Origin of the sequence: Cytobacillus kochii (assembly GCF_020171845.1) — a bacterium.
Classification (GTDB): domain Bacteria; phylum Bacillota; class Bacilli; order Bacillales; family Cytobacillaceae; genus Cytobacillus; species Cytobacillus kochii.
In genome coordinates this window covers 123428-137665 of sequence record NZ_JAIVAM010000011.1, presented here as the reverse complement: position 1 = coordinate 137665, position 14238 = coordinate 123428, and the positions used below count along the sequence as shown (strand labels likewise).

The following is a 14238-nucleotide window of genomic DNA, read 5'->3' as shown; positions in this document are numbered from 1 at the left end:
TTCATATGACCGAACGTCAAAAGGTATTATTAACGGAAGTGGCATTGCGAGATGGGAGTCATGCCCTTTCACATCAATATACTGTTCAGCAAGTAGAGAGGATTGCCAAAGGCTTGAATGAGGCTAAGGTGCCTTATATTGAAGTAGCTCATGGAGACGGCCTAGCGGGATCTTCTTTGCAATATGGCAGGTCAAAAACAAATGAGTTTGAATTAATAGAAGCAGCTGTTGCTGTAACTGATTTTTCAAAGGTTGCTGTGTTGTTAATTCCTGGTATCGGGACAGTTAAAGAATTGAAACAAGCCCAGCAATTAGGGGCGAAGATGGCGCGTATCGCTACACATGTGACAGAAGCAGATGTGTCTGCCCAACATATTTACGCTGCCAAAGAGCTTGGAATGGAAACGGTTGGATTCTTAATGATGTCTCATATGGCAGAACCGGAGAAAATCGTGGAACAAGCAAAACTAATGGAAAGTTACGGTGCCGATATTGTTTATGTCGTTGATTCTGCTGGAGCTTTATTACCAAATCAAGTAACAACAAGAATCAAAGCAATGAAAGAAACCATTGGTGTGGAAATTGGTTTCCATGCTCATAATAATCTTTCATTAGCAATGGCAAATACGTTAGCTGCCATTGAAGCAGGCGCAACAAGAATCGATGGAAGTGTTCGTTGTCTTGGAGCAGGTGCGGGTAATACGCAAACAGAAGTGTTAGTAGGGGTATTAGATCGAATGGGCATTGAAACAGGTGTGGATTTTTATAAAATGATGGATCTAGCAGAAGAGGTTGTGGCACCGATCTTACCTGTTCCTCAAGAAATTACTAAAAATAGTTTAGTTCTTGGATATGCAGGCGTTTATTCTAGTTTTGCTTTACATGCCCAGCGTGCAGCAGAAAAGTTCAATTTAGATGCGCGAGATATTTTAATTGAACTAGGTAACCGAAAAGTTGTCGGCGGGCAAGAAGATATGATTGTTGATGTGGCGGCAGAGTTAGCAAAAGTAAAAACATTCGTCTAAAGTTCAAAGCAGCCGAACTTCGTTTCAAAACTCGCGAATGATTCAATTTTCTAATAAAATAGACTGGAAGGGGCGAAATTTCCCCTTTTTTATAAAAATAGAAATGTTTGCGCTTTCAATCTTGCGCTTTAGGAGGTTATCTATGCATATTGTTGTTGATGAAGTTTCAATCAATCCTATTACAAAAGGACATGAAAGAGTCGTTTCGACACCATCGGCATCACTAGGTATTTTGCGTCATCAACTCGTTAAGCATATAGGTTTTGAACGCCTAAAAAGTTTCTTATTTTCCTTTGGATGGGAGAATGGTGTAAAGGATGCTAAAAAGGCATTGAAAGAGCATACATCAATTCCTTATTTAATCAAGCACGGTCCCCTGTATCATAAGGAAAATGGGCAAATTACAGGTGTGAAGCATATTTGCCATTTAACAATGTGTGAAGACAATCAGCATGTGAAATCTCTCTATTCAGAGGGGATTTGGTATGGTTCTTATGAGGCTGAAGAACATATAAGACTACATGGCTATAGTGATACACCTCAATGTCATACATTAGTAGGTTATGCTAGCGGCTATATGACTACTATCACAGGTGTGTCGCTGCTAGTAAAAGAAACGTGTTGTGTGGCGAAGGGTGATGCTGAATGCAAATGGACAATCCAATCGCAAGAACAATGGGAGATGGAGGGTGAAGATGCTCATTCACCATATGAAGAAACCCCCATCGTTAAAGAATTAGCTTATACATATGAACAATTATTAGAACAGCGTAACTTTGTAACAAAACTGGCTGAATTTCAAAGTAAATTAACTGAAGAGATTTCCGGGGGCAGTAGTTTAGAAGAAATTACTGAACTTGTCTACGATCATATGCAAATACCAATTGTGATAGAGTCTATTGATTTTTATCAAATGTCTAGTGCAGGCTTATCTCCAGATGAATGCGGTGAACTGACGGATGATATGAAGCAATATTTTTCATTTCCTATGAATGATAAGGAAGAAAAGCACTCTACCTATCCATTGTTTTTTCAAAAGAGAATTGTCCATACTGAAAAGCAAACAAGGCTGATGGCCCCAATTTTAGTGCAAAAGAAAATTCAAGGGTACTGCTCATTTGTTTATGAACCAACGATAGATAACAGTCATGAATCTGACTATTTATTACTGGAACGATTTGCTAATGCTGCTTCCCTTATATTATTAAATGAAAAAACACGCTTTGATTCGTTAGAGAGAATGAAGGGTAGTTTCCTTGAACGTATATTAGAAGGAGAAACGTCTAAAGCAGAGATTATTAAAAGGGGTAAATATACGGGTATTGATTTAACACAGTCCTATTTCTTAGTCATGATTGATTTTAGTATTGGTACAGAATCCTTTGAGGAAGAATTTCAGTTGCAGGAAGATATATATGAATGGATGATTCAATACTTTAGTGAAAAAAAGAAAAGTGTATTAATCAATATGCGTGATCATCATCTAATCATTCTGATCCCAGATGCGGCACTTTCATATGAGCATCATGAAACATTCTTCCGCCCATTAATGAAGACCTTACGTGCGGACTTTCCTAATGGTGAATTTACAATTGGTCTTAGCAATCAAGGAAATGAGATTACAAGTGCCCATCAACACTATGAAGAAGCCCTTGTTTCTTTAAGACTATCTTCAAAGGAAAATATGATGTCCTTTAAACAATTAGGAATCGTTGGTGTTCTGATTAATTCTAAAAATACAGCTGGGGTGAAAACAATTGCCAAACAGGAATTAGGCTCACTATATGATTTATCGGATAGCAAGATGGTGGACTTATTGCAAACCTTATATGTGTTTTTACTAAATGGAGGAAAATTGGAACAAACGACAGCAGATCTGAATTTATCTATGAGCGGTCTTCGCCATCGCATTCGAAAGATTGAACATACATTAGATAAGGATTTGCGTAATCCTCAAGAAACACATCAACTATTCTTAATTATGCAATCTTTAATTGCTTTAGGAGAATTGAAAATGAACTAAATAGATGATTATATTACCCCACCAGAGTTGGTTCTGGTGGTTTTTTAATATAATTGACTACCTTCAATTCCTATTAAATGGATAATAGTGAGGTTCAAACTTTTTAATAAGTCATATCGAAGGCACTCCCTCCACTTTTTTTATTAAACTACTCCTATCTATTAAATCTTTGTTGTAATGAGCAGCTTGAATGCTTCGATAGAATTCTAAGTGAAAGTTGTTATAGAAAGAAACATAAAACGTAGTTGTCCTTCATATCTAATTAACAGGAAGACATAGAAGAATATGGAGGGAAATATGGACGAAAACAACGAAAAACATCAGCGACAAGCAAAGATTCATTTCAATAGTCGAGGAAGTCAAGCGCAAGAAGAAGTGGAAGAGAGGGATATAAATAAATGGAAAGGGGACGAACCTGCAAAGCTTCATTCACAAACTGTTGGCAAAAGAGGACCTATCTTAAAACAGGATAGTGTAGAACATGAAACACTGCAAGAATTTATCCATGAGAAAATCATTGAACGACCTGTTCATGTCAAAGGATTCGGTGCTTTTGGCTATTTTCAAACGGTGCATTCAATGAAAGAACATACACAGCTTAGTTTCCTACAGCGTCCTGGTCAACAAGTACCTGTTATGGTGCGATTTTCATTAGCAGTGAGTACGAAAGGAACGCCTGATACGTCAAGGAATGTAAGAGGGTTTGCAACTAAGTTTTATACAGAAGAGGGGATATTTGATTTAATTTGTAATCATATACCTGTTTTCTCTGTGCGTGATACGATTCGTTTCCCTGAGGCGATTAAAGCGTTTTTACCATCTCCAGTCAATAATCTAATGGATCCCAATCGCTTTTGGAGCTTTGTAGCACGTGCACCAGAGTCGTTAAATTTTGTTGTCCATCTATATTCAGATGCTGGAACAGTGAAAAGTTTGCGTCATATCCCAGGACATAGTGTGAATACATATGTCTGGCGGAATGCGCAGGGAGAAAGGAAATATGTGAAATATCATTGGTATCCGTTTGCAGGTATTGAATATATTACGAGGCAGGAAGCGGGCAAACTAGCCGGTGAGAATCCAGATTATGCTGGGAAAGATCTTTTTGATACCATTGCATCTGGCAAAACAGTAGAGTACGGACTATACGTTCAATTAATGAATCCCATGGATGAGGAAAAATTATCGTATGATCCGCTTGATGATACGAAAGTGTGGGATGAAAGACAGTATCCATTGGTACCAGTTGGTCGAATGGTTTTAAATAGAAACCCCAAAAATTATATGGAAGAAGTAGAGAAGGTCTCTTTTTCACCTGTCAACCTGCTAGAGGGAGCAGAGTTATCCGATGATAAGATGCTTCAAGGTCGAGCGAATATTTATAGCGATTCACAAAGAAGACGAATCGGACCGGGGTTTAGGAAGTTGCCAGTAAATGACCAAGCAGATTGGACACCTGCCAACCAGGTGACAAGTGGAGATGGCCGATTTGTGGAAGGGAAATTACAAAGAAGTGATTTAATAAAGCAAAATGATTATGCGCAGGCTGGAGAATTTTATCACGCTTTAAGTCCACAAGAGAAGGAACATTTAGTCGGTAATATTGCTGCAGATTTAAAAGGGATTGATCAAGATATAAAAGAAGTGGTATTGTCATATTTTCACCAAGCTTCTTCAGAACTTGGGGAAGCGATTGCCAAGCATGTTTAAAATTCTCAGTATAACCTCCGTTTAAAATAATCTGTTACGAGGTAATGAATAGTTAAGAGATGGAGGCGATATAAAATGGCAGAATTAACAGCTGTGAAAGTCGTATTACAGGATGAAATGGAAGAATATTTTACTGACGATAATGATCAGAAGGAAGCAGCGGACGCTTTATTAAGAGTAGATACCGTTTTGTTTTACGGGAAAAATATGGAGCTTCTAAATGATTACGAGCCAGCGAAAGAATGGGACCACTTTTATGATTTTGAATTCAATTCAGCTGATGATATTAAGAAAGAAATTGCTGAGAGGTTAGAAATCAGTCCTGATATAGTGGAAGTCGAATAAACCAGCTATCAGCTGGTTTTTTTATGGAGTGGAAAAGATAGATGCATACCTATTTGGAGTCGATTATTCAAGCAACTCCGTTTGAAGTTGATCAACAGACTGGTATACTTTCTTTATTAAAACAAGCGTTTAGAAAGGGTATGGACCATGCATCTAGGAATTCTTGATCAAATGCCGAGACCACGTCACTTGTCAGTTGAGGAAACGGTAGAAGAAACCATTCATAAAGTACAAATGGCAGAAGAATGGGGATATGAGCGTTATTGGTTTGCTGAGCATCATGGGACAAAAGGGATGACTTCTAGTGCACCTGAAATCCTAATGGCAACGGCAGCGGCAAAAACAAAGACCATTCATGTTGGCAGTGGCGGGATTTTATTGTCTCAGTATAGTCCGTATAAAGTGGCTACACAAATGCTGCAACTTCAATCAATTTTTCCAGGTAGGATTGAGGCAGGTGTAGGACGTTCACCAGGGGGACCGGAACGAATACGTAAGGCCTTAGCTAATGGTGTGAAGAATGAAACGGGGATTTATCCTGAAAAGATAAAACAAATGCTGCATTATTTCGCAGGGGATCAGTCGGTGCAAGCGACACCTAGGCCGAGGGTATCGCCGCGGCTTTATAGTCTGGGACTTGGGGAGAATAGTGCCCAGCTAGCAGCAGAGCTTGGCATTGGTTATGTATTTGGTCACTTTATTCAACCTGGAAGAGGCGTGCAGGCCCACAAACAATATCGGGAGTATTTTCAGCCGGGCTTTTTTGTAAATCCGAAAGCGATTACTGCTGTCTTTGTCATTTGTGGTGCGACAGATGAACATGCAGAGGATATGGCCGTTACACAAGATATATGGTTATTAAGGACGGAAAAAGGAATTGATAGTCGGATTCCGACACTTGAGGAAGCAAAAGCAATGCGGTTAACAACAGAAGATAAAAAAAGAATCGCATTGAATAGAAAAAGGATGATTATCGGTGGGCCAGCAAAAGTAAAAGAAGAGCTCAGAAAGTGGAGCGAACTTTATGAATGTGACCACTGGTTATTATTGAATAACACCTATCATTTTGCTGATCAACGCCAATCTTATGAACGCATAGCAGAAATGTTTTTCTAAAAGATGTTGATAACTCCCAAGTAGTACACGCATCAATAGTATTTAACTAACAAAAAATGTGTTGGCAAGTGTAAAGGTGGAGAAGAAGAGGAAGGGTTTTCCCGCAAATCCGAAATACCAACTCAACTGGGATTAATAGTGACGAGTTGTGCCTGCAAATAGTAAATACGAATACAAGCGGGGTGAAAAGCGAGAAGAAGTGTTGGTAAATGAGAAATGCGAACCCAAGTGGGAAGAAAAGTGCCGAGAAGTGTTGGTAAAGCGGGTATGCGAACCCGAGTGGGAAGAAAAGTGCCGAGAAGTGTTGGTAAAGCGGGTATGCGAACCCAAGTGGGATGAAAAGCGCCGAGAAGTGTTGGTAAAGCGGGTATGCGAACCCAAGTGGGATGAAAAGCGCCGAGAAGTGTTGGCAAAGCGGAAATGCGAACCCAAGTGGGGTGAAAAGCACCGAGAAGTGTCGGTAAATGAGAAATGCGAACACAAGTGGGATGAAGAGCACCGAGAAGTGTTGGTAAATTGGAAATGCGAACCCAAGTGGGGTGAAAAGCACCAGGAAGTGTTGGTAAATGAGAAATGCGAACCCAAGTGGGATGAAAAGTGCCGAGAAGTGTTGGTAAAGCGGATATGCGACCACAAGTTCCACCAAATATACCAAGTGGGCAAAACATTTACAATAGTAAGGGCATCCAGAAAGTCTCATTGCCGACTTTTTAGACGCCCTAAAATATACTAAGGTTCTAAGGATATCAATTTTTCAATTGCGCCCCCGTTACCTTTTCAGAAACTCAGGATCAGCAAAACTTGGATTCGGATATTTATAGAAGCCTTCTCCTGTTTCTCGTCCGAGTTTACCTTTATCAATATATTCCGTTTTTAAAAGGTGAGCTAATTTTTTAAAGGCTTCATTACCGGTTGCATCGGCTTTTGCTTGTGAGATATTGTAAGCTGTGCGGATTCCAACGACATCAAGAATAGCGAACGGACCTAGTGGAGCACCAGTGCCAATCATCCATGTTTTATCAATGGTTTCTGGGTCAGCTACTTCATTCACTAATAACATTTGGCCTGCCTCTAATAATGGAACGAGTAAGGAATTTAAGATATACCCTGGTTGTTCTTTTTGCAATTGAAGAGGGACCATCCCGATTTCTCTTGCAAATTCAACGATTTGGTTAAAAACATTCATGTCTGTACCGGGGTGTTTCATTACTTCAGCCGTATTGTTTTTCCAAATTTCATTTGCAAAATGCAATGCTAGAAATTGTGACGGTCTCCCTGTAAAAGCTACAAATTGGCTAGGAAGTAATGTGGATGAATTCGTTGCAAAGATGGTTTCTTTCGGTGCGACTGCACTTAACTTTGTATAAAAGTCTTCTTTAATGCCTACCACTTCTGGAACAGCCTCAATCACTAAATCAGCTTGCTCGACAGCTTTAGATAAATCAGTATAGAAAGACATCCGTTCGAATGCCGCATCGACTTGTTCATCGGTTGCCTGTAAATCATTTTTATAGCTTTCCTTCAGCTTCAATATTCTACCTTTTGCTGTTTCTAGTGCTTCCCTCAGAAATGTCATACACACTTACTTGAAAACCACTATACGCTGTTTGGTAAGCAATCTGACTGCCAAGTACCCCACTACCTGCAACTGTGATATGTTTGAATCCCATTGTAATCCCCTCTTTATTAGAAATTTCATAGTGCATTTTTATTATGTCATAGTATGGTAGACAATGACTTTCGTCTTACAAAAGGATTGTTAAGTAAAACTGAAACATCTTTATTCGTTATCATGGCTCCTCTTCATTAATGTAGGTAAATGGATGGTTTTGTAAACATTTTTTATTTTATCTTTACAGATAACAAAAAGGGGAGTAATATAACTTCATCAATTAAATATCATCTCAATCGCTGAATCCTTAATTGGAGCGGAGGAACCACTTTTGTAGAGGTAATCTACTTGGGGTGAATCCTTTAAAGAATGTAAAAAGGAAGGGTTATTCTTGACCCTAATCCGACAGCTAACTTCGTAAGCGTTAAGAAAAGATGGTAACTTGTGATCAAATAACATGACCACGGGGGGTCCCTCTGTGGTCTTTTTGCTGTTCCTTTTTTCTCATTGAAGAACTCACAAGTCGATAGTAAGGATGGGATATGGTTTGGGGCACTTTGGGGCAACGATGCTACCAGAATTGAAAGAAATGAATGTGGAATTTTTAGCGGTCGATAAGGATCTACACATGGTGCTGTTTTCTGTCACTAGATGAGCACATGTCATGGCAAATCGGGATGAATAATGTAGATCATACTTTTATTTTGTTTGGAGAAGATGTGCAGGGAAGTATTTTACCGCCTTTCTTCTGAAGGGTATGGGGGCAAAGCGCATCACAATTTTCATGCGAAAGTGTTAGAAAAGATAGGTGTTGAGGAGTGATTGATCCAGAGAAATATGGCGATAAGAGTTGCAGAAAATATTGTCTCAAATTCAATGGTTGATTTTCTTGATTAGCTCGTGATTATACCATCGCTGAAATCCTTGTAGGAAAGAAATTTTGGGGGGTGTAAATTGAAAGATTTACGAATTGCTAAGCGGTTTGATTGTCATATTGTCGGTCTTCAGGCGAGAACAGAACTTTACTGTTTCTCCAAGTGAAAAGGAACCCATTCAGTTGAATGATATGTTAATAGTATTGGGTAAAAAAAGAGATATTATACGCTTTGAAAAAGAAGGAGCATAGAAAGATGAACAACGCAATCGTTCGGTTAAACCCATCTCAGTTGTTATTGTTAGTGTTCTTGTTTTTCATTATATTAGGGACGATTTTTTTAAAACTTCCATTTGCAACGACAACACAGATTACGTGGACAGATGCATTATTTACAGCGACTTCGTCCATGACAGTAACGGGGCTAGCTGTTGTAGATACTGGTACGGTCTATACACTGTTTGGGCAATTAGTCATCCTTGCGTTAATACAAATTGGTGGATTAGGGATTATGTCATTTGCAGTGTTAATTTTTATGCTCCTTGGTAAAAGGATAGGGTTTAGGGAGCGGTTATTAGTTCAACAGTCATTAAATCATACATCTATTGGTGGAATCATTAAATTAGTAAAAAGTTTGTTTGTTTATTCCTTCACGATTGAATTAATTGCTATGTGTTTTTTAGCCATTACTTGGGTTCCTGAATTTGGTTGGGAAAGGGGCATGTACCTCAGCTTCTTTCACTCCATTTCCGCTTTTAATAATGCCGGATTTTCGCTGTTTCCTGATAATTTAATGGGATATGTGGGGGACCCGATTGTTAATCTTGTTATTTCATTCTTGTTCATTATTGGCGGTATTGGTTTTACGGTTTTAGCGGATATTTGGTATAAACGTAAATTTAAGAAACTGAGTTTACATTCAAAACTGATGATTGTAGGAACGGTAGTTATCAATGCTTTTGCGATGTTAGTTATATTTGTGATGGAGTTTCATAATCCACATACATTAGGCGCTATGTCTGAAATGAGTGATAAATTTTGGGCAGCTTACTTTCAAGCGACATCGCCGAGGACGGCAGGGTTCAATACAATCGATATAGGTAATATGCATGAAGCAACCATTACTTTTATGCTCCTTCTCATGTTTGTTGGTGCGGGTAGCGGCTCTACTGGTGGTGGAATTAAGTTAACGACTTTTTTAGTCATCGTATTATCAGTTAGGAGTTTTTTAAAGCAAAAGCAGCAAATTACCATTGCTAATAGAGCAATTAAAGAAACCATCATATTTAGATCATTGGCCATTTCTATGATTAGTTTCTTATTTATCTTCTTAGCTGTATTTATTCTCAATATTACAGAACCAGAGCCGTTTTTAGAATTATTATTTGAAACGGTCTCAGCTTTTGGGACTGTTGGGCTTTCTATGGGGATTACGGCTGATCTATCGAACATCGGTAAGATTATTATAGTATTTATTATGTTTCTCGGAAAAATTGGACCATTAACATTTGCCTTTTCTCTAGCCAAACCAAGACAAGAGAAGATCAGATATCCGAGTGAAGATATCATGACAGGTTAAACATAATTGTGTCAGCTTTTATTCTTCATATAGGTAAGGGCTGACTCGAGAAACTCGATCACTTCTTGATTAATGGGATATAAGTTTAATTCTTCTGACTGCTCTTTTGATCTTCGTGCTTCCCAAAATTGTTCAGATAGTGCTTGATTACCGTTGAACATTTCCATTGAGTAGATTTCCACATCACTCGCAATTAATTGGGCAACGTCAGAAGAAGGCGCTTCTCCGTTTTTTAAACAAAGTTCTATGCGCTTAATAATATTCATCCATTTCTTAATTTGACCATCATCATTCTCTAATTTGGGAAGTGATGTCTCCCATTCTTTTGTTGGCTGTGTATGATCTTCACTCTCTTTTAACGTTAAGGGAAGAAGTTGTTCCCAACCAATCTCTCCTTCTAAATCTACACTGTTCCTTAAAGTTTGTGTATATTTTTGCGCTTGTACGATATCGTCAATTGACGCTTTCAATGTTTGAAGATGGATATCTAGCACTGATGATACAGTCGTTTCGTCAATGAGCTTTTGTATATCTTCTAACGACATATTCGCTTTCTTTAATAGCAATACCTTTTGCAGACGAAGTAAGTCCAGTTGTGTATAGAAACGTTTACCATAATCATCTTTATAAGTAGGGGTGACTAATTGAATTTCATCATAATATCGTAAAGTTCTAACAGAAATGGACCAATCTTTAGCAATTTTACCCGTCGAAAAATAATTCATCTTTTTCTCTCCTTTGAACTTGAAGATGACGTAACGTAACCAGGTACTTTTAATATATCAAATAAATTGGGGGTAAATGGAGTGAATACCTTATTTTCAAAAGAATCACGCTGGTCAATACAAACGTTTTTACTTATTCTGATGTTTGTCTTCATCATAGTGCCGATATTCATTGAAAATTGGGCACAGGACCTATTGCAGTGGTTATTTCAAAATGATTTATATGCGGGGACTTTGACAGGGTTAATCATGGCAATTGCCTTTACAGTGGCTCTTTATTATATTACGATTAAACCATATGGATTGAATTGGCAGTCGCTTGGCTTGAGGTCGTTTGCTAAGAGCTATTGGCTACCGATTATCGGATGGACGATTTTTCTAATAGTGGGCAATGTATTGCTTGTTATTCTCATGGATTTATTCGGTGTTGGCGTAGAAAATAAGAAAACGGCTTCATTAACAGCAGAACTGAATGGATTTACGATTCTCATTGCATTTATATCTGCGGCCATTGTGTCACCCATTTATGAAGAAATTTTGTATCGTGGCTTTATATACAAATGGTTAAGGGCTAAATGTAATATTGGACTGAGTATGCTCATTAGTTCCGCGATTTTTACGGTGGTACATTTACCGACTTATAACACATTACCAGTTAATTTTTTCAGTGGACTTATCTTTGCTTGGACTTATGAGAAAACAGGCTCCATCTATCCTGCGATGATTATCCATAGCGTTTTTAACGGACTGGCGATTCTACTAACTGCCTTTACTTAATTATCTTAATTTTTAGTTTCCAAGGAAGCTATGAAGCGAATAATCATAAATAAAAGAGGGGGTGAATAGAATGAAATGGTTATTTGCTATTTTACTGCTTATGTTATTACTTTTTTATTATTATCGTTTATTTAATGTTTTCTTTAAGATTAAGAAAAATAGGGTATTCCCACTGCCAGATGAAGTATTAGAGGACATACGTATTGAGCCGCAAAGGCCGATAGCAGAACCAAAGGTAGCTAGTCAGAAGGGCAGTATCTTTACTTATATTTTTATCACATGTATGGTGTTTATCGCGATCATGTTTATTGTTTTTTCCGATCAGTTAGTTGTTACGAATTATCTGCTGTTACTTGTACCTCTTTTTCAAATGGAGTTTCTGTTTAACCAATTAGTTTTTCTCCAAAAAGGGATTGTTAAAGGGCTAAAGTATATCCCTTGGCATAAAATTGATTCTTATGAAGTTCAGTCTATTGATATTCATAACCGTCATTTTGGTTTTGATAAAAAAGTAAATGATGGTTTTGAGGTGAAGCTTCATTCAGGTCGTTCGATTCAGGTTAGTTTACTAGTTACTTCAATAGAGGCTTATGAACAGTTGCAAATCCTGTTAGAATCTCATGGTATTAAACAAAAAGCCTAAATAAATGGGAGGGACGAGATGAGTAATCACGAACAATTTTTAACAGAGGCAGTACATCTAGCAGTAGAAAACGTAGTAAATGCAGGAGGACCTTTCGGAGCAGTCATTGTAAAGGACGGAAAGGTGATTGCCAAAGGTGTGAATAGGGTAACAGATCTTCATGACCCAACGGCGCATGCGGAAGTAATGGCCATTAGGGAAGCATGTACAAAGTTACAATCTTTCACATTAACAGGCTGTACTCTTTACACAAGTTGTGAGCCTTGTCCCATGTGTTTAGGTGCGATTTACTGGGCGCGCTTGGAAAATGTGTATTATGCAGCCGATCGAAAAGATGCGGCAAAAGCGCTTTTTGATGATGATTTTATTTACCAAGAGATTGGCATAGACCCGAAAGATAGAGGTCTTCCGTTTATACAATTGACACTAAATCAATCACAGCTCCCTTTTGATGCTTGGAGTAAGCAAGTCAATCGAACTTCATATTGACTTCACGGAAATTCCTTACTTTCTGCATAAGGATATATTATTCTTAAAAGTGATACCTCTACATAAAGGAGAGCAGAATGGGCACAAATAAAAATCAATTCCAACCGATGAAGTTATTATTTTTTATTACGATTATTGTCGTTATCGCAGTTGTTATCATGGTGTTCATAAACAATCAAGGAAATGAAAAGGATGAGTATACATCTTTTGAAAATGCACCCCCTATTGAAGGACAGCCCGTTTTAGGCAAGGTGGAATCACCTGTACAAATCGTAGAATTTGGCGACTTTAAATGTCCAGCGTGTAAACAATGGGGTGAGACCATTTATCCGCAATTAGTGGAAGATTATGTAGACACGAATCAAGTGAATTTCTCTTATATCAATGTGCTCTTCCATGGGGATGAGTCTAAATTAGGTTCAGTTGCAGCCGAAGCTGTTCATCTATTGGAACCTGATGCATACTGGGCATTCCATAAAGGTTTGTTTGCTAAGCAGCCAGAGAGTGGTCAACATGATTCTGTCTGGTTAACAACGGAAGTACTAGAGGAAGTCGTCGCAGAAACGACGTCAATTCCACTAGAAGATCTATTGGCAGAAATGAAAAAAAGCGCAACAATAGAGGCGGTTAATCATGACACATCACTCGTAGGTGAATATGAAGTCCAGCTCACACCGACGATTATGATTAACGATAAAATGGTGACAGATCCATTTGATTATGATTCAATCAAACGTTTGATTGAAGAAGAGTTAGAGGGATAAGAATGAAGAATAATCAAATCATGTTGTATTTTTCTTGGGTGGTCGCACTCATAGCAACATTAGGCAGTCTATACTTTAGCGAAATTAAGCAGTTTATTCCTTGTGAGCTCTGTTGGTATCAACGAATATTCATGTATCCACTCGTTTTAATCTTGGGGATTGGTACGTTCTATCAAGATATTTCTGTGAGAAGATTTGCGCTACCAATGGCATTTATTGGCTGGTGTATTTCCCTCTATCATTATCTTGTACAAAAAGTGCCTGGACTCGCTGAGGTCACCCCATGTTCAAACGGTGTACCATGTAGTGGCCAATACATCAATTGGCTCGGGTTTATCACCATTCCTTTCTTGGCATTAACGGCTTTCACGCTTATTATCTTCTTTTGCCTGATGATGAAAAAAGACAATCAAGCATCATAAACATTCCTCGTACATATGATTGTACGGGGTTTTTGTTTTGTTCGTAATAAAGTAGAAATCGGTTGTGAATTTGTAAATGGAAAAAGGGAAGCTGCTTGAGACATGAGACAAGCGTAAGATCGCATTACATGCCC

14 protein-coding genes, 1 pseudogene and 1 riboswitch are annotated in these 14238 nt (G+C 38.3%); of the genes and pseudogenes, 12 read left to right on the top strand and 3 right to left on the bottom strand.

The annotated features are described in order from the left end of the window. The first annotated feature begins 5 nt into the window (after positions 1-5). The 6 genes from dmpG to LCM23_RS18455 all read left to right on the top strand — a co-directional run bounded on the left by dmpG (position 6) and on the right by LCM23_RS18455 (position 6219). Complete coding sequence (gene dmpG, locus LCM23_RS18475; protein WP_224938233.1) at positions 6-1025, top strand: 4-hydroxy-2-oxovalerate aldolase; 1020 nt, start codon at positions 6-8, stop codon at positions 1023-1025. A 142-nt stretch (positions 1026-1167) separates the two neighbouring features. Next, entirely contained in the window at positions 1168-3048 is a 1881-nt protein-coding gene (locus tag LCM23_RS18470; protein WP_224938232.1) for a helix-turn-helix domain-containing protein, read from the top strand. 297 nt (positions 3049-3345) lie between these two features. Beyond that, positions 3346-4758, top strand: a complete 1413-nt coding sequence (locus LCM23_RS18465; protein ID WP_224938231.1) for a catalase — start codon at positions 3346-3348, stop codon at positions 4756-4758. 75 nt (positions 4759-4833) lie between these two features. Beyond that, positions 4834-5103 carry a hypothetical protein gene (locus tag LCM23_RS18460; RefSeq protein WP_095370940.1) on the top strand — a complete coding sequence of 90 codons (270 nt, stop codon included), beginning with the start codon at positions 4834-4836 and terminating at the stop codon, positions 5101-5103. A gap of 41 nt (positions 5104-5144) precedes the next feature. Continuing rightward, a complete protein-coding gene (locus tag LCM23_RS25965) occupies positions 5145-5270 on the top strand; it encodes a hypothetical protein (RefSeq protein ID WP_263624337.1) in 126 nt (41 codons plus the stop codon). Further along, positions 5251-6219: an LLM class flavin-dependent oxidoreductase gene (locus LCM23_RS18455; RefSeq protein WP_224938230.1), complete on the top strand. Its 969-nt coding sequence runs from the start codon at positions 5251-5253 to the stop codon at positions 6217-6219. Before LCM23_RS25965 ends, LCM23_RS18455 begins: the two co-directional genes overlap by 20 nt. 122 nt (positions 6220-6341) lie before the next feature. On the opposite strand, the gene LCM23_RS18450 is transcribed toward LCM23_RS18455, so the two are convergent. Both LCM23_RS18450 and LCM23_RS18445 read right to left on the bottom strand, forming a co-directional pair. After that, a complete protein-coding gene (locus tag LCM23_RS18450; RefSeq protein ID WP_224938229.1) occupies positions 6342-6887 on the bottom strand; it encodes a hypothetical protein in 546 nt (181 codons plus the stop codon). Between the two features lie 101 nt (positions 6888-6988). Further along, a pseudogene (locus tag LCM23_RS18445) lies at positions 6989-7889 on the bottom strand (3-hydroxyacyl-CoA dehydrogenase). A 229-nt stretch (positions 7890-8118) separates the two neighbouring features. Then, positions 8119-8270, top strand: a riboswitch (cyclic di-AMP (ydaO/yuaA leader). Between the two features lie 691 nt (positions 8271-8961). Here LCM23_RS18445 and LCM23_RS18440 point away from each other — a divergent pair. Further along, a complete protein-coding gene (locus LCM23_RS18440; protein ID WP_224938228.1) occupies positions 8962-10284 on the top strand; it encodes a TrkH family potassium uptake protein in 1323 nt (440 codons plus the stop codon). An 11-nt stretch (positions 10285-10295) separates the two neighbouring features. Here the strand turns inward: LCM23_RS18440 and LCM23_RS18435 are convergent, their stop codons facing one another. Next, positions 10296-11009: a MerR family transcriptional regulator gene (locus LCM23_RS18435; RefSeq protein ID WP_224938227.1), complete on the bottom strand. Its 714-nt coding sequence runs from the start codon at positions 11007-11009 to the stop codon at positions 10296-10298. 81 nt (positions 11010-11090) lie between these two features. Between LCM23_RS18435 and LCM23_RS18430 the strand changes: the two genes are divergently transcribed. The 5 genes from LCM23_RS18430 to LCM23_RS18410 all read left to right on the top strand — a co-directional run bounded on the left by LCM23_RS18430 (position 11091) and on the right by LCM23_RS18410 (position 14104). Then, on the top strand, positions 11091-11786 hold the full coding sequence (locus LCM23_RS18430) for a CPBP family intramembrane glutamic endopeptidase (protein ID WP_224938226.1): 696 nt from the start codon (positions 11091-11093) through the stop codon (positions 11784-11786). Between the two features lie 70 nt (positions 11787-11856). Next, entirely contained in the window at positions 11857-12429 is a 573-nt protein-coding gene (locus LCM23_RS18425) for a hypothetical protein (protein ID WP_224938225.1), read from the top strand. 18 nt (positions 12430-12447) lie between these two features. After that, on the top strand, positions 12448-12918 hold the full coding sequence (locus tag LCM23_RS18420) for a nucleoside deaminase (protein ID WP_224938224.1): 471 nt from the start codon (positions 12448-12450) through the stop codon (positions 12916-12918). A 77-nt stretch (positions 12919-12995) separates the two neighbouring features. Continuing rightward, positions 12996-13682 (top strand): DsbA family protein, encoded by a 687-nt coding sequence (locus LCM23_RS18415; protein WP_224938223.1) that lies wholly within the window; start codon positions 12996-12998, stop codon positions 13680-13682. A gap of 2 nt (positions 13683-13684) precedes the next feature. Further along, complete coding sequence (locus tag LCM23_RS18410) at positions 13685-14104, top strand: disulfide oxidoreductase (RefSeq protein WP_224938222.1); 420 nt, start codon at positions 13685-13687, stop codon at positions 14102-14104. The last annotated feature ends 134 nt before the right edge of the window (positions 14105-14238 follow it).